The 17,998-nt window shown below is 46.7% G+C and carries 18 protein-coding genes; all 18 read right to left on the reverse strand.

The window, feature by feature from the left end:
• Positions 1–29 precede the first annotated feature (29 nt).
• The 18 genes from FMM72_RS13625 to FMM72_RS13710 all read right to left on the reverse strand — a co-directional run bounded on the left by FMM72_RS13625 (position 30) and on the right by FMM72_RS13710 (position 17,995).
• On the reverse strand, positions 30–401 hold the full coding sequence (locus tag FMM72_RS13625) for a type II toxin-antitoxin system PemK/MazF family toxin (RefSeq protein WP_160209935.1): 372 nt from the start codon (positions 399–401) through the stop codon (positions 30–32).
• A 497-nt stretch (positions 402–898) separates the two neighbouring features.
• Positions 899–1,435 (reverse strand): sigma-70 family RNA polymerase sigma factor, encoded by a 537-nt coding sequence (locus tag FMM72_RS13630; RefSeq protein WP_162221731.1) that lies wholly within the window; start codon positions 1,433–1,435, stop codon positions 899–901.
• 452 nt (positions 1,436–1,887) lie between these two features.
• Positions 1,888–2,574: a hypothetical protein gene (locus FMM72_RS13635; RefSeq protein WP_162221732.1), complete on the reverse strand. Its 687-nt coding sequence runs from the start codon at positions 2,572–2,574 to the stop codon at positions 1,888–1,890.
• A 31-nt stretch (positions 2,575–2,605) separates the two neighbouring features.
• Positions 2,606–2,755, reverse strand: coding sequence for a hypothetical protein (locus FMM72_RS13640; RefSeq protein WP_160209938.1), 150 nt, complete (start codon positions 2,753–2,755; stop codon positions 2,606–2,608).
• A gap of 162 nt (positions 2,756–2,917) precedes the next feature.
• Entirely contained in the window at positions 2,918–4,111 is a 1,194-nt protein-coding gene (locus FMM72_RS13645) for a WG repeat-containing protein (RefSeq protein WP_160209939.1), read from the reverse strand.
• A gap of 19 nt (positions 4,112–4,130) precedes the next feature.
• Positions 4,131–5,783: a peptidoglycan DD-metalloendopeptidase family protein gene (locus FMM72_RS13650; protein ID WP_160209940.1), complete on the reverse strand. Its 1,653-nt coding sequence runs from the start codon at positions 5,781–5,783 to the stop codon at positions 4,131–4,133.
• An 11-nt stretch (positions 5,784–5,794) separates the two neighbouring features.
• Positions 5,795–6,247, reverse strand: a complete 453-nt coding sequence (locus FMM72_RS13655) for a hypothetical protein (protein WP_087303600.1) — start codon at positions 6,245–6,247, stop codon at positions 5,795–5,797.
• Between the two features lies 1 nt (position 6,248).
• Complete coding sequence (locus FMM72_RS13660) at positions 6,249–7,628, reverse strand: phage baseplate assembly protein V (RefSeq protein ID WP_087303599.1); 1,380 nt, start codon at positions 7,626–7,628, stop codon at positions 6,249–6,251.
• Positions 7,625–8,188 (reverse strand): hypothetical protein, encoded by a 564-nt coding sequence (locus FMM72_RS13665; RefSeq protein ID WP_140400937.1) that lies wholly within the window; start codon positions 8,186–8,188, stop codon positions 7,625–7,627. The genes FMM72_RS13660 and FMM72_RS13665 overlap by 4 nt, the downstream gene beginning before the upstream one ends.
• Before the next feature lie 40 nt (positions 8,189–8,228).
• Positions 8,229–9,713, reverse strand: a complete 1,485-nt coding sequence (locus tag FMM72_RS13670) for a hypothetical protein (RefSeq protein WP_160209943.1) — start codon at positions 9,711–9,713, stop codon at positions 8,229–8,231.
• 13 nt (positions 9,714–9,726) lie between these two features.
• A complete protein-coding gene (locus tag FMM72_RS13675; protein WP_162221733.1) occupies positions 9,727–11,106 on the reverse strand; it encodes a hypothetical protein in 1,380 nt (459 codons plus the stop codon).
• 21 nt (positions 11,107–11,127) lie between these two features.
• On the reverse strand, positions 11,128–12,189 hold the full coding sequence (locus FMM72_RS13680) for a hypothetical protein (protein WP_024731069.1): 1,062 nt from the start codon (positions 12,187–12,189) through the stop codon (positions 11,128–11,130).
• 77 nt (positions 12,190–12,266) lie between these two features.
• Complete coding sequence (locus FMM72_RS13685) at positions 12,267–13,331, reverse strand: hypothetical protein (protein WP_140400959.1); 1,065 nt, start codon at positions 13,329–13,331, stop codon at positions 12,267–12,269.
• A complete protein-coding gene (locus FMM72_RS13690; RefSeq protein WP_162221734.1) occupies positions 13,328–14,905 on the reverse strand; it encodes a hypothetical protein in 1,578 nt (525 codons plus the stop codon). Before FMM72_RS13690 ends, FMM72_RS13685 begins: the two co-directional genes overlap by 4 nt.
• A 12-nt stretch (positions 14,906–14,917) precedes the next feature.
• Positions 14,918–15,496: a hypothetical protein gene (locus FMM72_RS13695; RefSeq protein WP_162221735.1), complete on the reverse strand. Its 579-nt coding sequence runs from the start codon at positions 15,494–15,496 to the stop codon at positions 14,918–14,920.
• A 14-nt stretch (positions 15,497–15,510) separates the two neighbouring features.
• Positions 15,511–16,179 (reverse strand): hypothetical protein, encoded by a 669-nt coding sequence (locus FMM72_RS13700; protein WP_162221736.1) that lies wholly within the window; start codon positions 16,177–16,179, stop codon positions 15,511–15,513.
• Between the two features lie 20 nt (positions 16,180–16,199).
• Positions 16,200–17,411: a hypothetical protein gene (locus FMM72_RS13705; protein ID WP_162221737.1), complete on the reverse strand. Its 1,212-nt coding sequence runs from the start codon at positions 17,409–17,411 to the stop codon at positions 16,200–16,202.
• Between the two features lie 68 nt (positions 17,412–17,479).
• Positions 17,480–17,995, reverse strand: a complete 516-nt coding sequence (locus FMM72_RS13710) for an FHA domain-containing protein (RefSeq protein WP_162221738.1) — start codon at positions 17,993–17,995, stop codon at positions 17,480–17,482.
• Between the last annotated feature and the right edge of the window lie 3 nt (positions 17,996–17,998).

The raw sequence follows: 17,998 nt of genomic DNA on the forward strand, positions 1-17,998 counted from the left end.
AAGATAAAGGCCGCCGCAGTTGGGGCGGCCTATGTATTTTGCAGCCCAACGCTTACGCCCAGGGCCGTATCTACTTCCCGCATCTTCTCATCATCCACACGGCCCATATATTCACTCAGTCGCGATTTGTCCAGGGTGCGGATCTGCTCCAGCAGGATGGTAGAATTTTGAAACAGCCCGCAGGTTGAATGATTGATCCGGACATGGGTGGGCTGCCTGTCCCGCTTGGTGTGGCCGGTGATGGCCGCGGCGATTACCGTGGGGCTGAAATGGTTGCCGGTGTTGTTCTGGATGACCAGGACAGGACGATTGCCGCCCTGCTCAGAACCGACAACCGGCGAGAGATCGGCGCAATAGATATCGCCGCGCTGGATTTGGCGCGTTTTTCTTTGCAGGTTCATGTTCTCCTCCTGTATTTTATGTAGGCGGGGGCCGCGTCTCTTGTACGGATCATGGAGAAATTCCCAATTGGATACGGCCCCCGCCGCTTCTGTCATTTATCTTCATTGCCTGTATTCGACACAACTCCCCCAGGCGTGGGCGAATGGTTGAAACAGCGGCTGGCTTCACCGCTTCACGGGGCTTTCACCCCTCCCAGGTTCTCTGCGAGCTGCCCCCATTGCTTGCGGCTGTGGCTGGGCAGGAGTATCATTGTGTGCTGACGGCGTCTTGGCAAAACAACCCGCCACAGGCTGTTTTTCGGACAGATGGACCCGCTCGTCACCTTATTTTGGCCGTCGTTGACGGCAGGAGGCGGAGAAACCCAAAGAACGAAAGCTGGTGCTTTCTTGTTTACTCCGCGCTGCCGCAGGTGAGTCCCAGCGCATCTTCCGGCGTCGCTTGCCCCGGTTTTCGAGGCCCGTCAGGGAAAGTATTTCAACCTTCGGATATTCTGTTTTCAAGCTGCAGTCAGGGGCATTTGAAAATACCCTTCACTATATAAGCCGTTGAGAAAGAGGTTTGAGCGGATTTTATTTGTGATTTTCCAGAATTTTTTTAATTTTGCAAGGATACGATGCTTCCGGTCATTGATCGTGCGCTGTGGAATACCTGTTTTTTGGGAATATTCACGTTCAGACAGCCCCTTGTAGTATAGGGAAATAATCAGATTCAGTTCCTTTTCCTCTAATTCAAGCAGTGCGTGGCGCAGCAGCCGGATATCTTCCCGGACGTCTGTCAGCTCCTCCAAAGTAGTTATATCCGGGAATTGCTCTTGCCCTTCCTCCTGCAGCCGTTCCAGAGAATCTTCCCGTGCCAGCAGAACAATACGGTTTCCGGTTTCCCTGCTGCGATGGGGCTGTCCTGTCTTCAGGTCATATTCCATGTATTTCATTTTTCGGTCGCTCTGCTCCAGGACTTTCAAGATCTCGGGCCTGTTTCCAATGCCGGGATAGAGCTTCTCATAGTCAATGTGGTATTGGTCATGTTTTGCCATGAACCTTTCCTCCGTTCTTCATGTCATTTCTCTTGGTGAAATGACATGAAGCGGAGGGGACCGGCAGCGATACTGCTGCACAAATGCAATTTTTTGGGGAACCCAGCGGGTTTCTCTCTTTACCATGCCTGCCCCTCATTTCGAGCAGCAGCCAAAATAAAAAGCCGGGCGCCGGGAATAGAGGGTATCCTCCCTCCATTCCCGGCGTCCGGCAATTTGGTGACTCATGGGCATCCATCCCAGGGACCCGTGGCTCGGTACAGCGCAGGCGTTTTTATTCAGTTGTCCTGCTTATTTAAGCGATTGAACCTCGTCTAAACCGGCTAGCTCCGCTGCTATAAGCTCCCTTGCTTCATCATATTCCCCTTCGCTGATCAGGGCCTCCTGACGGTCTTTTAATGAATTCAAAAGCGTTTGGTACCCGGCGCGCTGTAAGTGGCTGCTGGATTATTCTATTCATCCTCTGCAAGAGTCATCGAAACTACTTCAGCGGAAGGCAGTCCATCAGATCCGTAGAGATATCGAATACAATAATTTGAAATGAGCAAATGGCTTATCCGCACTTCTACAGGTTTTTGAGTTTCCTTAAAGTCTTCGTAATATTTTTTTAGTGTGTCTGGACACACAGGGCCATCATCCTCAGTAACCAGCACCATTGTACTGATTGGAAATTCCGCCAGTGTTGGAAGATTGGAGGTTGAGTCATTCAGAAAATAATCAGGGTCATTTATAAAGTAAACGCCACTGGTTTCAATATCTCCTGAAAACTGTACAACCAATCTATCTAGTTTCCACTCCTCATCAATCAGCATTTCTTCATATATAAGGCTTTCAACCTTCAGCCCTTGAAAAGTATCTCCAACAGAAACCTCCACCGGTTCTGAGTTTTGGGAAATAGTCTGTAACCACACTGAATCATGCGAACGAAATTGTGGTGCTGAGATGTTCTGTTGATTTTCTGAGCTGGTGGCTTCAGCCTCCTCCAAATGGGCGCTTTCAGCTATGGAAGATGCAGGCTCTATTGGTTCAATTGTGCTATTTTTTGAGATCGGTTCTGAGAGGTCCATTTTGCCATCTGCACCAATTGTACATCCTGTAATGCCTATAATCATGGCTATTATGCAAATTAGTTTTTTCATGTTCTAAGATACCCTTTCACTCAAAAAAACTTTAAGCCACATCTTTTATGAATTCCCGAAGCTTTACGTTCAGCAAAAGTTGTTTTCTCTTGCATATCCATTTGAACAGCTCGATCACTTTATCCGCAAGCTGCCTGGTTTCGATTCTCCGCTTGATTTTAAGCGATTGGGCCTCGTCCATGCCGGCCAGCTCCGCTGCTATAAGCTCCCTTGCTTCATGATATTCTCCTTCGCGGATCAGGACCTCCTGACGGTCTGGAAAAGAGTCAAAATCTTACTGTATTTTTTCATCGCCATACCAACCCTCTCCATTCAGAAAGTTATTTAACCGGCGCTAAAATCATCAAGAATTTTGAGCAAATTCTATAAGTTCAGCAGATGTATAATCTTTATACGGTATAGATTCATTCCACTCCACTGCCTCGTACACAGGCCTGTTTCGGAATTGTTCCCGTCTAAATATGCCTGAGCCCCATAGATCATACTTTCTCTCTTTGCTCCTCCCATAAAGTCCATTGATATCTACTTTTACAACTGCTTGTTCTGATAAATCAAATATCCTCCACAATCCGGAGGAAGTATATTTGTTCAGTGATACAAAAGGGGAAACCCCTGCATCTTTTAATATTTGACTTCCGCTATAAAGTTTTTTTCCAGTAATGTCAATGTATTCTACCCCCCATAAAGTAAAAGACGGCTGCTCATGCAATTCACCTTCAGTATCTGTAATCCAAACCAACTCCATAAATGGAAAAACTGCCGCTACTCCATCAACAAAAGGATATGCCTGCTGATAAATCGGTTCGATAACAATTTCATTATTTTGATTGATATAACCAAACAAACCATTTTGTCCAAACACTGCCAGCCCTTCTGAAAATTCAGAAAGGTATTCATATTGGATTGGAATTACAGTTTCGCCGTTCTGATTAATTGCTCCCCACAAATTTTCTTTTTTCAGTGTTAACAAACCATCCTTTCCCTGCGAAATATACTCATATTCCGATGATGCCACGACTTTACCATTCTGGTCAACCGCACCCCATAGCCCATCTTTCATACAAGTAAATACGCTGCCGTCCAAAGATAAAATAAAATCATACTCGACTGGCAAGATCATTTTGCCATATTGATTTGCAATACCATACTTACCCTTCCAATTTGTACCGCTTAAAATATGAAAATAGCCTTTATCTGGGTAATAGGTTATATTGTCATATTCTATGGGAACTACAATTTTTCCCTCCAAATTTGCAATTCCAAATTTTGTTTCTTTCATCGAATTCTCGGAATACACAATCATTAAATCTTCTGTTGCGCTCATGGCAACGGAAAATGGAACCGCATTTACAGTATCAACTTGCAAATTCTGTGATGAGGCGTTCTCCAAAGATTTTTCATTTATAGAGGAGGATTCATTTTGTTGATTTATATATCCATCAGTTTCTAAAATAATAACCTTTGGATTTTTTGAACATCCTGCTATTGCATAAATTAGAATAAAACCAGATATAAAAATTCGTATAATCGGTTTCACAAATTATTACCCCCAAAAGCTATGGTAAAAACAAATCTGGATTTAGGCTGTTTGGTGTATTACCCCAGTTTCCATAAGTTCCTCCCCATGTTCCATTTGGACCTTGGATTTCATAGTGCAAATGTTCTCCTAATGAGTTTCCTGTATTTCCAGAAATCCCTATGTAAGCGCCTGCCAAAACGAATGAACCTAATTCGACACTTGGCGCAGTCAAATGTGCGTATATATGTAGATTTCCATCTATATCTTTTATACTGACATGATTTCCTGGTCCTCTATCAGGAGGTAAACCATTTGTTTCCCAATTATCATAGAATGTGCTTCTATTATAAGAAGATTCTACGCTTGCCACTTCTCCCGAGGTTGTGGCATATATCTCCATGTGCGATACCACTACAGAAAAATCCGTACCTGCATGCGACCAAGCCATTCCATATGCAGGATTGGAGCCATCGCCTTCCCATGTGTCCTGATTTTCTCCATCCATAGGCATCTGATGTGGTACCTGCGCAGCCAGTTCTTTCACACGGTTCAAATAGCCCTCAAAAGCTTCCTCGCGAAAGAATCCTCTGTGTGAAGGCATGAGGCCGTAAGCCTCGTAATCCCCGGCAGCCACGGCTTCCTCCAGAGACTCCAGCGTCGTTACCTCTCCCTCGTAATTCTCCCTGAGCAGTACCAGCCACGCCAGCAGGGTACAGGGGTCCTGCTCTTTAGCAGGGTTGTCCTCATTGACTTTGAACAGCTCGATCACTTTATCCGCAAGCTGCCTGGTTTCGATTCTCCGCTTGATTTTAAGCGATTGGGCCTCGTCCATGCCGGCCAGCTCCGCTGCTATATCCGCCTTTGCTTTTTCGTAGTCCCGTTCGCTGATCAGGGCCTCCTGACGGTCTTTTAATGAATTCAAAAGCGTTTGGTACCCAGCACGATGTACAAAAGGTACTTGTTCCATTAACCTGGTGTTACCTTTTCTTAGTCTTTCGAAAGCCTCCCTTTCGTCTTTGTAGCCCTGATCGCCGCCTTCGCAAACCTTTTTTCCGTTTTTTTTAATCGCGTCAATCAGTTCCTGCGTGGCGCCCAGCTCCCGTAATTCCTCATACAGCTTATCATCCATTGACTTCATGTTTTCCGCCGCCGCATCGCCCGCTTCCTCGCGCGCCTTTGCGGCTTCTTCCTCTGTCATCCCGCTGGTGTCTGCCGCTGCTGCGGCGTTTTGTCTTGCCGCCTCAATATCTTCCTCTGTCGGTGCTGTAAAGCCATAATGGGCGTAGATTGTCCGCCTGACCCGTTCACGCAGATTCCCCATCTGCAATTCCTGCATCTTTATATTGTCAATCATTTCCTGCCCATCGGTCAAAAAGGTGATGGTCCCCATCCGGGCGCAATGCAGGCTGGAACGCATTGTGAGCAAGCCGCGCGGAGAACCGTCCCCATCCTGCTGCGTGATTTCTCTGGAGACATTTTGCCAATCCCCCGAAAAGCATTTATCACACTCTGCGCCTGTTACGGTGCATTTGAAAAAATTCCCGGCTACATTTTCAGGGGAAGAGTCGGTTTCAATGCCTACCCTCCCTGTTCCCATTGTTGAAAAGCGTGATCCGGCGTAAAAATGCGCATACCTTGTTCCCTTATCGCAAACAAGTTTCGCCCCGCTGACTGGATAGATGATTTCCATATCGCCGCCTCCTATATCGTTTGACTGGTTCCCATATATTCTCCAAACCGGAACTGGACCTGCGGATATTCCTCCCGCACAGTCTGAATGATTGTGGGGAGGTGTTTTTTCAACATTCCGATAAACTGTTCCGCTTTCTCCAAAAGCTGCTTTTCTCTTTCCGCTTCTGTTTGCCCATATTTTCTCTGGGCTGATTCATATATAGAAGCAACAGCCGGCCTTATATCCCAATCCGTACAGCATTCTTCCAAAGCTCCCCATCCGCCTTCATCCAGAAGGTCAATTTGAAGCCATGCCGTATCCATTAAAACGCCGGTACGCAAATAGGAAATCCAAATCGTGTTTAACGTCCCCTTCTTTTCTGCTCCCTGCAAAATTGCATACCTTGCCCATGCAGCTTCAAAAGCATTTTCGAAACCGGCAGCTAAATCCGCTATGCTTTTTTCCAACAGCCCTGTTTCCATCTCACTGTACCCGCACATGGGCCGCTGTGATATCAATGGTTTCCTGCACCTGAACCAGGCTGTCATTCTGCCGGATCTGTACACTCTTGCCGCCTTCTACCACAACCCCGCTTTTTCCTTTTATAGAAATATCATCCGCAGCATCAATTTTAATTCCCTTTCTGGTTTTCAGGGTGATCCCCTGTTTCTTATCCATACGGATACTGGAGCCATTCCCATCTGTAATATGGATCGAATCAGGCGCGAATGTGATCTCCTGCCCGCGCTGGGTGCGGATGAACTTCACCTCCGGATCGCTGCGGTTCCCATGTGTGATATGGGTGGAACTGACTACATAAGCCGCGTCTTCCTCCTGGGTTGGGAAATGCAGGCGGATTTCATCGCCCGGTTCCGGCATAAAATACCATCCTGTCCCATCCGGGGAACTGTAAGGAGTGGAATAGGCGAACCACCGCTTTCCACCGCCTTCCACATCATACGCCAGACTCACCTGGACCTGATCCTTTTCCACTTTTTCAACGCTTCCTGCCAGGGATGCGCCTATCAGATGCATATTGTGCTGTTCCCGTGTTTGGAATCCTTCACGGGTTCGCAGCTCATAGGCTGCAATCAGTTCGCTGCCCTCTAAAGAAATTTTCCGGCGATATACCAGCCTGCCGACGCCATCCACAACAACCTGATCGCACAGACTGTAAAATTGGCGGCTTTTATAGCAAATCCCTCTTTGTCCATCCTCCACAGCCCTCACGCCATTTTCTTTCAAATCGCGATAGGCCGCCACATCCATCACCATTGTATATTCCAGAGGGTCCTCCTGGTAAACCTTTCCTCCACTCGGGATCCCAATTGAAATGTTGGGAAAGTCCAGCCGGGCGTCCGCTATTAAGACTGTTCCCAATCTACCGGCTATGCGTCTGGCGAATTCCCAATCCGTTTCTTCATACTGCACCAGCATGCCGCCGGTAGCATCCGCCCCATTTTCCGGTACAATAAAGCTGGCGCCCGGCTGACTGGTAAGAGATTGGCAGACCTGTTCATAGGTCATGCCCCCATCTTGAAATACGCGGATCTCCCTGCGGACGTCGCAGAGGGAACTGTGCCCGATCCCCTGAAGCACAACAGTGGAAGCGTCGTTCGCAGTTATACAGGACAGGCCGCTTAAAACACCGCTGAACAACGTATGCCCCGTACCTTCAGAGTCATTTGCCGTGATCACCAGAAGTTTTTCAGCGGTCGCCTGCTGCAAAAACAAGGACGCTTCCGGCTGCGCAATGTGCCCTTTAACAACTGCTGTTGGATGCATATTCACTTGTTGCTCCAATTCCATCTCCAGCAAATCGATGAATGGGAATCCATTGATTTTGATTTGATTGATTGTCATAGCTCCCGCCCTCCCATATGCAGATTTTTCTCCGTATCCGGTTTTTCCTCAACTGCCGCTTCCTCCAGAAAGAATCCCCCGGCTCCTCTGCGCAGCAGGCTTTCCGCGAACGGCAGGGACAGGATATAGGCCCGGTCCCGTATCCCGGAGATCTGAAAGATGTCCGGGTAATCCCGCCCTGCTTTGATAATTGTTCTTTCTATCCGGCTTTTATCAGGGTTTGACCGGCTCTGTTCAGATAAGCAGTCCATCAAAGGGAGCTGTGGGATATAATAAAAAGCCTGCCGCCCCTGATCATCCTCAAGAAAAAAGTTCCGGTATTCCGTTTCTCCAAGATATAAGGTCACCAAATCAAATAAGCCCTGCGATACCATAAAAATCTGTTTGCAGAGAATTTCCGGAAGGACGTCAAAAGAGGATGTGATATAGTGGCTGCTCGAAAGCGGAAGGCCCCGGATTTCTCCGCGCCGCAGATCTTCAGCGCAGGGAAGCGTTATCAATCCTCTTATCAGGCAATTTTGTCCATCCCTGTCCTCCTGACGAATCCTGAAATATTTCATCTGCCTTTTTCACATCCCTTCATCTTCCACATCCGCGAATTTATTTGCCGCCAGCCGTTGCCGGCGTCATTCCGGCAAGCGCCAATACCGTCCCGGCTTGAAGCGCCACTGGATTAATAATTTCGCGATATGGCATGGCAGTCATTGCCTTACTGTTGTTACTTTTCAGGCTGCTTTGGGCCGATTTTATGTGTATCCGCCCGCCCTCCATCCAAATACTTGAGGGGATCCCTTTTATGGACATGAACAGTTGCTGCGGCATCCTGAGAGAAACGCTTTTCCTGGAATGAATGCTGATATTCCGGCCGGCTGACAGTTTCAGCCGGCCGGCTGTGTTCAGCTTGATTCCATCCTCCAGCCCGATCCAATTGGAGTCGGACAAAAATGAAAGCGCCGACGGCCCCATGTTCATCTGTTTACCATACTCGGTAATCATTGACCTTTCTGCATAATCCGGCAGTTTTTCACCGCCGCGCACGGTGCGGACTGCCTTGCATTCCCCATCCTTTTGTCCCATCCATTCAAGCGATACCACTGTCCCGGCAGGCGGCATGGCATACATCCCGTTATTGGCAGCGGGCGCATATTCAAACCACGAGGCTTTTCCTTCCTGCGCGTCGTCCGGGATCTGTAAACAAACTTGTACAGATTCTCCTTCAACAGCCTTGACCGTCCCTTCCAGCATCAGGCCGGTCTGCACCGGATTGCCCCTGTAGGGAAGCGCAAAACCTGCCTGCGCTCCCAATATGTATTGGTTAATCAGCACGCCGTCTTTAAAAGAATGGGACAATGACATAACCGCCCATTCATCGCCATCTGCGGTTATGCGGTCCCCTAAACAAAAAATACGCTCGTCCTCACAGATGTAAGATATATATTCCTGCCGGGTGTGGTTTTGCCCTGTTTGAGCAGCCTCATCATATCTTTGCCGGGAAAAAGCGACGCGCTTTTCCAAGGCGGACGGATTCACTTCATAACGGGTTCCTTCCGGCAGGCCAAGGCAAATCTGGGGATAATCGGCTGCAAGATTCGGTACAATTACAGTATGCAGCATAGAAGCTGTGCGCAGGCCAAAATCCCATGCGCTCTGACAGTATTGCAGAACCGGCGCCGGTATCCGCTCCTGTCCCTGCACAGCGATCAGGCTCCCGCCGCAATGTTCTACCGCTTTCCTGAGCATATCTTCATAGCTTTGCGCGGTATCCTGGTAAAAGTAACTATGCGGAACCAGCGAAAGCTGATTGCTGAAACCGGCGGCTTCCAATTTCATGGTGTGGCAGCCGTTAAATGTATGTATTTCTATCCGCTCCGGCTGTCCGGTAAAGATCACCTTACCGGCGGCAATTATTTGAATCGTTTGCCCGGATTGATCCGTTGTTTCCAGCCGGCGCACGGTATCTTCACTGAGCATCCCTTCCAGATACAGCTTTCCGTGCTGGTTTACCTCAGCCTGTATCTGGAACTGGGACAGCTCCATCAGCTGATATCCTCCTATGGTGATGTCCTGTCTTGTCATCCACGCCATCGACCGCCGCCTCCTATCCGTTGTTTTCGCCGTCCCAATAGATCAGCAGCCGCCCCGCCTGATCCATACCTCTCAATAGCGTCTGTTCGCTATCGGGCGCTACAAATTCCTTTGTTCCGTCCATATTGTATTTTACAATAGCCTGTGTGTAGGTCCCTTCCGGCCATATCCTCTTGTTCGCTTCAGGCGGCTGCCACGCATATTCTTCACATTCCACGAAAAGCATAAAGCTCTGGTCTGGAGCAGTTGGACAACGAGTAATCTTCTTCACTGTGATTTCCCCAAACGGCGTTTCCAGCTTTCCTCCTTCTTCCTTTGGAAAAGGCGTTAAGATTTCTGTTTTGCCGCTGTCCAGCCAGGTCAGCTCGATTTCACTTTCCCATATATTTTCACCAGCAGAAACGCTGTACCCATATCCCCATGGCGTTGCGGTAAAGGGAAGTCCTTCACCCAGCTCCCAGAACTCCTTACTCTCAAGGTCATAAATCGCATATGCAGTAATACGATTTTTGGAGGGAAAATCTTGGGCCACAAGGATCTTATGCGCGCCGATATAGTCTATGGAAAGGGAACATTCTAACGGTATATCGCTCCAGTCATAGTATATTGTTTCTTCACCGAATTTCTGCAAAGCGCCGTCTACCGGCTGGTATTCCAAGAAGTTGAATTCTTTATCAAAAATTGCAAAATACCGGACATACTGGGAATCGTCCTCTGGGAGAGACTTCCTTATCAATGCATAATGCAGGCCGCTCTCCCGGTCAAATACAACACCTTCCAAAAAACCATGAAATTTGTCCAGCGCAAGCGTTTCATCCTCTTTTTTCAGAGCTTGATACAGGTCGTATATCAGGTGTGTCTGCTGCATCGTACCGTCGCTTTTTACAAGCCATACATTGACATCAAAGATATCACTTTCTCCAATGTATCTGGAATCTATCGGATAGATACAGATGACGCGGTCTTCGTCCAGATAGGAAAAAACATGAAATGGGAAAAAACAATCCAATCCATCCTCTTCAAAGTCCTTTGATTTGATTGTTACGTCAGTGTTGCTGAAATATGCATTATACCGATATTCTTTATCCTCCCCTACAGTATTTGTCCAGAAGGTTCCATAAGGCCCTCCCCAGAGGGGTCCATAAAGTTCGAAACTGTATATTCCTTCTGCTGCTTCCGGTTCCTTTCCTCCTTCGGGATCTACCCAATAATAGCCTTTTTTCAAAGCCTGTTCCGGCTGATTTTCTTCCGGCCCGGCCGGGATGGAGCTTTCAGGGGCGGAATATGCCGGCTCTGCGCTGGATGCGCTTGTACCCGGATCCGGCTCCGCCCCCTTGCAGGCGGTCAGCAAAAGCGCCCCTGCCAGCAGCCATGCGAGCTTATGCTTTTTCATCTTGCATCCTCTTTCATCTCGTTATTCCACCTGTTCTCCAGTTTCAATGTTATATGCGATATTCCAATAGGGGAAATAAAGCGTATATCCGTCAAGCCTCATAATCTCAGTTATATCTGGCCCCATCCTTGCTCTGCGTTCTTTTTCCGTCATCTCCCGATACACATATCCTTCGCGCTTCTCAATAACATTGCTAATTGCGATACTCGATCCTGGTATGCTGCCGTATGCGATATATGTTTCCTCTCCTGTTTGGGTATTTTTAGAAAAATATACATGACTATTTATGTCATCATTGATCACCCCTATCTCATACTTTCCATCTAATGTGGACACCACCGCTTCATTCAGGGCGTATAGCACATACTTCGCTTCTTCGTTCGCTTTTTTGAGCCGTTCGGTTGAAAACTTTGTAGCCATTTCTCCGGTATCCATCTGCACCTTTGCTGTCATTAAAATAGAAGATACTTCCGCTGTTCGAGTATCGGGGTCATAAGAAATCTCCAACGGTGGATCGCGGGAACTATCGGACTGATGCCAGCTTTCTACAGGATACGAACGAAATTCCCCATCTTGAAAGATAAAGCATTCCAATTCCGCATAATGTACCGGTCGCTTTTCGTCATGTGCCGCCAAATGTTCCTCGTGATTATCCAATTCCTTGAATCCAACCAGATAGTCTTCATCCCATGAATCCTTTCCCAATATTGCGCCACCGTTTTTACAACTCCTTGGAAAATAATCTGATGGGGATAGTTTGAAGCTTACATCACGCAGATAGCCTGTTCCCTCTACACTATTCCATCGTAGAGACACCCAGTATTCTCCGACCAAAAATCCTCTTGTTTGGAATAACTCATCAAAAGAAAGCTGTATCTGTTCATTCCCGCATCTGATCGGTTCCTCAGCAAGCCATGGCGTCGGGTTTTCTTCTGTTTCCAATTCCTGTACGGAGCTCTCACTTTCGCAGGAGGATAATAGCTGTTCACTATCTGAGCTTTCTGCTTCTGAAACCGTCTGCTCAGTTGATGCGCAGCCTGTAAACAGCCACAAAAGCAATAACAACAGAATCATTTTTTTCATGCTCGTTCCTCCCCATATGCTTCAAACCATGCGTCTATATAGGGGTACGGATTCATGGAAAATCCTCTTTCTTCTGGTTATTCGATCTGTTCTCCAGTTTCAATGTTATATGCGATATCCCAATAGGGGAAATAAAGCGTATATCCGTCAAGCCTCATAACATTGTCCATGCTTGCAAGTTCAAACCTTCGCCCGGTCATTTCCTTTTCATATAGTTCTTCTTCCCTTCCTTGCTTTATAAAAAAATCTTTTAGAATAGCCGCCTCCGACTCAGGTATATAACCATATGCAAGATACGTTTCCTCTCCAGTTTGCGTGTTTCTGGAAAAATAAACAAAGCTACTTACCTCAATACCAATTGCGCCTATTTCATACTTTCCATCAGATGAGGCTAGCAGCGCCTCATCTATAGAATATACCCCATATTGTGTTTCTTCGTTCGCTTTTTTGAGCCGTTCGGTTGAAAACTTTGTAGCCGTTTCTCCGGTATCCATCTGCACCTTTGCTGTCATTAAAATAGAAGATACTTCCGCTGTTCGAGTATCGGGGTCATAAGAAATCTCCAATGGTGGATCGAGGGAACTATCGGACTGATGCCAGCTTTCTACAGGATAAGAACGAAATTCCCCATCTTGAAAGATAAAGCATTCCAATTCCGCATAATGTACCGGTCGTTTTTCGTCATATGCCGCCAAATATTCCTCGTAATTACCCGATTCCTTGAATCCAACCAGATAGTCTTCGCCCCTTGAATCCTCTCCCAATATTGCACCAGCGTTTTTACAACTCCCTAGAGAATAATTTGGTGGGAATAGTCTGAAGCTTCTATCATCTATATAATTTGTTCGCTCTACACTATTCCATCGTATAGACACCCAGTATTCTCCGACCAAAAATCCCCTTGTTTGGTATAACTCATCGAAAGAAAGCTGTATCTGTTCATCCCCGCATCTGATCGGTTCCTCAGCAAGCCATGGCGTCGGGTTTTCTTCTGCTTCCAATTCCTGTACGGAACTCTCACTTTCGCAGGAGGATAATAGCTGTTCACTACCTGAGCTTTCTGCTTCTGAAACCGTCTGCTCAGTTGATGCGCAGCCTGTAAACAGCCACAAAAGCAGTAACAACAGAATCATTTTTTTCATGCTCGTTCCTCCCTGTATGCTTCAAACCATGCGTCTATATAGGGGTACGGATTCATGGAAAATCCCCTTTCTTCTGGATTGCCCTCTTGAATCGAGGTAATCCGGGGACCTGTTATAGTATTGAAATCAGCTCCTGCTGGATCTTTATATGCTGCTCGTCCATTGGCCCACGGCCGCAAAATATCGGCTGTAAAAAAGCCTTTATTAATTTCCACATGGGTATGTGGGACGCCTGCCGTTTCAATATCGGACTCTGTTCCAACCAACTGCCCTCTCTGCAGCTTGGGGACGCCTAAGCAAACCATAGACGCCGCCATTTGTTCCCCATACAAAGAAGCTTGCTCCGCAGATAAATTTTTCAGTTCCTCCTGCGACCCAGGCAATATTCTGCCTGAACTTTGCATTTCCTGTATCCTTGCTTTAATCTGCTCAAGGCGTTTTGTTTGCATTTGGATCGTTTCCAGATCTCTTAATATTTTTTCCAATTGTGATGGCGTTTTGGGAATTCCCTGACGCATTTGCTCCCGCAACGCTTCCATCCGCTCATCCTGCAATTCTTGAAATTTTGCTTCTGCGCCTGTCGGAATAGAACCCTGTTCGATACCCTCACAAATTGCTTCGTAGTTGTCCAAAAGTGTTTTAACTGGCGGCTCCTGTTTACTTGAACTATTTGACGCTATTTTCTGATTTACTTCATCGATCAGGTTTCCAATTGTGCTGCTCACCGCAAGATGCATATAAGTTACCGTAATATTAAATTCCGGAATAAAAACATTAAAATAATAGCTTTTTTTCTGAATTGGATAGCCGTCACAGATTGCATAAATATTTCGCCCTGGCCCTAAGCACATATCGATCCCCCGGTGCCATCCATTTGTAAGATCATACCACTTCCCCCACATCCCGTAGCTGGATATTCTCGTCATATCATCGAACTTTGTTTCATAAGCGGCTTGCGGCGTAGTCTCTGTGGAGCCGCCATAATAAATCATGCAGGCCAGCTTGCAGGCGCTCTCCACCTGTTCCCGATGCCGCTTTAATTTTTCTTCCAACTGATCTTGTTCGGGACGCTTTTCAACTGTTTTTTCTCCCGTTACGCTTGTTTCAATCTCAACTGTCCTTCTAGTAGGCAAATCCTTATATACAAAGGGCAGATACATTTCCCAAGCCGGAACGGATTCATCGGACTGATAGGTATAAAGCGATTCTTCACCGCGGTACTTTGCGTCAATATCCTCAAGCCCTTCCAGCCTTCTTGCTGTCTTTATCATATCATGGACAATAGAAACTGAATCGCTCATACCTGTTTTAAGTCCCAGATCATCATAATCATAATAGTCGCTGTAAAACGGCAGGATATGTACAACCTCATCTATCACTTCTGTTTCAGCCTGCGTGGGCGGCGCCTGCGTCTGCGCGCCGCTGCTGGCAGGAAACTCAGTCCGGGCCATCTGTATCATCATCGTTGTGAGATCCTTTGCCAGAGACTTCGACTGGCTGTGAAAATCCTTCCCCACAAACATCGGGGTCATGCCTTGCAGCGCAAGCATCAGTCTTTGCGAAATCCCGTCCATAAATAATCCTCCCTATCCTTCATCCGGCAGTATATGAAGCGTTTCTATCATCTGTCTTGCCAGAACCGACCACGGCTGCGACTGTTCTTTCGGAGCGCAGAAGCCGCCCATTAAAAGCACCCCTTTGATTGATGCGCCAAAGGTTATTTGCCATATCTCACCATCAAATAAATCCACCCAGCTCTCAAAACAGGCAACTGGAATATCCGCGTCTATCCAGTCAACCGGTGTGTAGATGGCTGAAGGATTCATCCGTTTTGCAGCCATACGCAGATTTTGAACCATTTCCAAAATGCCTTCTGATTCTATCCGCTCACTTTCCAGCCGCTCTAATGTTAAATTTAAAGCGCCATCCAGAGTGGTTAAAATCATTTGCGGACGGAATTGAGATGGATATTTTAAAATAAGGGCATCCCCTGTAAGTTCCTCCATTTGTTCCGGCGCTGCCATGGAAAACTTTAAGTCCGGAAAGAGACGTGTTTTAAATGAATAAATATGCTCGCCTATTTCGACTTCCTTTGAAATATCCAGTTTGCTTCTAAGCTGTGCCGCCCGTCGTGCTGTAATGTTTTCTTCATCTCCGTATGGCATAGTATCCCTCCATCCTAATAAATCATAATGTCATCCGGTTCCATTGTTTCCTCTACCGATATAATCCCGAAATGCATATCCCAAAACAACTGCACAGAGATATCCAACGGCACAAATAAATCCATAAGAAAACCAATCTGTTTTTCCAACTGCCGCGTCTTTTCCTTGCCAATATAGATCAGCAATTCCCTTTTGTATGTGGTGTCCAGGTAGATAATGGAATTTCGATAAAGAATTTGCAGCAACGAGGTAAGTAAAGCAATTGACGCCCCATTTTTATATAGTTCAAGCAGGTGATCCACAATATGCAGGCGCTGCGCATGTGGGAAGGTAAAAAAGATTTCTCCTGTTCCTTTGCCATATCGGCCATTCACAACCTCTTTTTGCATAAACTTTCGATGATATTCCAATCTGGACATCCCATCCATCAAATCCATCTGTGCCAGAAAGTGAAATAATACATCGATCAGAAAGCCTCTGGATGCTGAGAACCGGTCGAATTGCTCATCTATCAGCGCGCTGAAAACAGGCCCAAACCGATACAAAGGATTTACAGGAACACATGCGTTTTCAAGCCCCTTCAAGTTAAGATCTTCAAACGCAGTTTCTAAATATGGGTTTATTGCCGAAGCCTGTGCAAAAACAACCTGCTCCTCCTTAACGCCCGATTCTTCAGCCAGCAACAGCGCCTCCCATGCATAATTCATAAGAGCACCCCTGCACAGTGAAATTCCGGGAAAGCAAGCTGCACCTGAGAAACAAGCATACTCATATAGTCCCTTGTTAAATAATTGGGGAATCCAGCGGATCGGAATTTTAAAATCATGGTTTTCAGAGATTGGCTGTCACGGATTTCATCCTCAATGAAGTCGTTTATGCTGTAGCTCTCCCCTGCAATAAGCTGGCTGCTTAATTGAAATGAGTCAAAACGTACCTCTTTTGCAGCATCAAAGGAGTGTATTCGCCGGGCAAGCTCGGCGCGTGTTTTGATCTGCGCCCCATGGCAAAGCAGCAACCGCTCTGAAAAACCATCCTCCTGCCGGTTAGATGTAAGAGGGAAAGGGAACTGCTCTGTCTCGGAAGGTATATGCTGTAAAATTTGCAGGATATCCCATGAGAGCCCTCCTTTTTTGGGAGAAACCGCAACCAGCGCATCCTTTTCCCGGCGCATGGAGATCAATTCCGGGTTATCCAAATCGACGAGATACCCGCTTTCATCGAAATCAGGGAATTGAAACCGGTATTCATAATTGATACGATCAGGCGTCGGCATGGGAAACGCTGACTGTCCGGCCCTGATTGTATGTACATTCCAGACAGGGAGAAAGCCTGTTTGAAACTTGCCCTCCTTACCATCAAATTCGAAGCGGATTTCCAGCGGCGCTTCCGGCCGGTAATCCCCTTTGATTTCATTTTCCGGCAAAACGACGTCAAACATTTTGTAGCAATAGGGGATATTGGGCGTTACCCACGGGATCCCATTTGATTGAAAGTGGCGGTAAAGTGTCCGAATTTTTTCCCGATAACGAACTGCGGGTTTTAATTTAACCCGAACGGCGATCTCCTGTTCTCCTATTTTTAAACAGGCAGGATATCTTTGATCCGATTTCTCTATCTGCCGGCAAACAAGATAATCGTCCTTCAGGAAAACCGTATCAAGAATAGCCATATGCTTTTCTTTCAGCATTTCCATAGCGGTTCCCCAGCTTTTCTGTCCCTGTTCCAAATCTGACCCGTCCATCGGAACCAGCCACGGATAATCTCCAGCGTTTTTATATGGGAGCAATGTAGCGCAGATTGTATATAGCCCTGGCAGGAAGGGCATTTCTTCATAAATTCGCCGTTCAAGCCCATCATATTTTTCCATCATGTGGTCATAAAGCGGTAAAAATACCTGCTCCATTGTTTTCCGCATTATTTCCCGTTCGCCCAATTCCGGGATTAAGGAGAGTTTTTCCGATAGATAGCGCCGCATATCCATATTCAATCACCTGCCTGCAAATCATCCCATCCGAAATTTTCTGAACAGATTTCCAAAAACAGCAATGTACTCGTACCAATTACAAACTGATCCTGATGCTGCAAATCCCTGCGTTCATAAACCGCCTGTCTTTCCATATAGATCATCCCCCGGGATTCTGCCGGCAGCAGCATGGTTTTCCGGCTTCTTGGCTCATACAAGATCACCAGATGCCTGCGGGGCTGTATCTTATCATCTCCGCGAATACAAATATCACTGTTTGGGTCGCTGCCAATATAATTTTTGCCCTCATGGATCAGATAGCCGCGCCCTTTATTAAGCCCCTTGATACAAACCAATATCCCGCAGGCCCACTGTTCAGGCGGCAGTTCTATCTCTTTTTTCCACTCATCTTCCGTTTTGGGAGCATTGGCAATCTTCGAGCCGCAAACCGGACAAGTATCCCCATATTTTATCGTGTTATAACGGTGCCCCTTCGGACAGGTTTCAATCGGTTTTAATTGGCTTTCCGTCTGCATTTC

Source organism: Anaerotruncus colihominis (genome assembly GCF_010206195.1).
Taxonomy (GTDB): Bacteria; Bacillota; Clostridia; order Oscillospirales; family Ruminococcaceae; genus Anaerotruncus; species Anaerotruncus colihominis_A.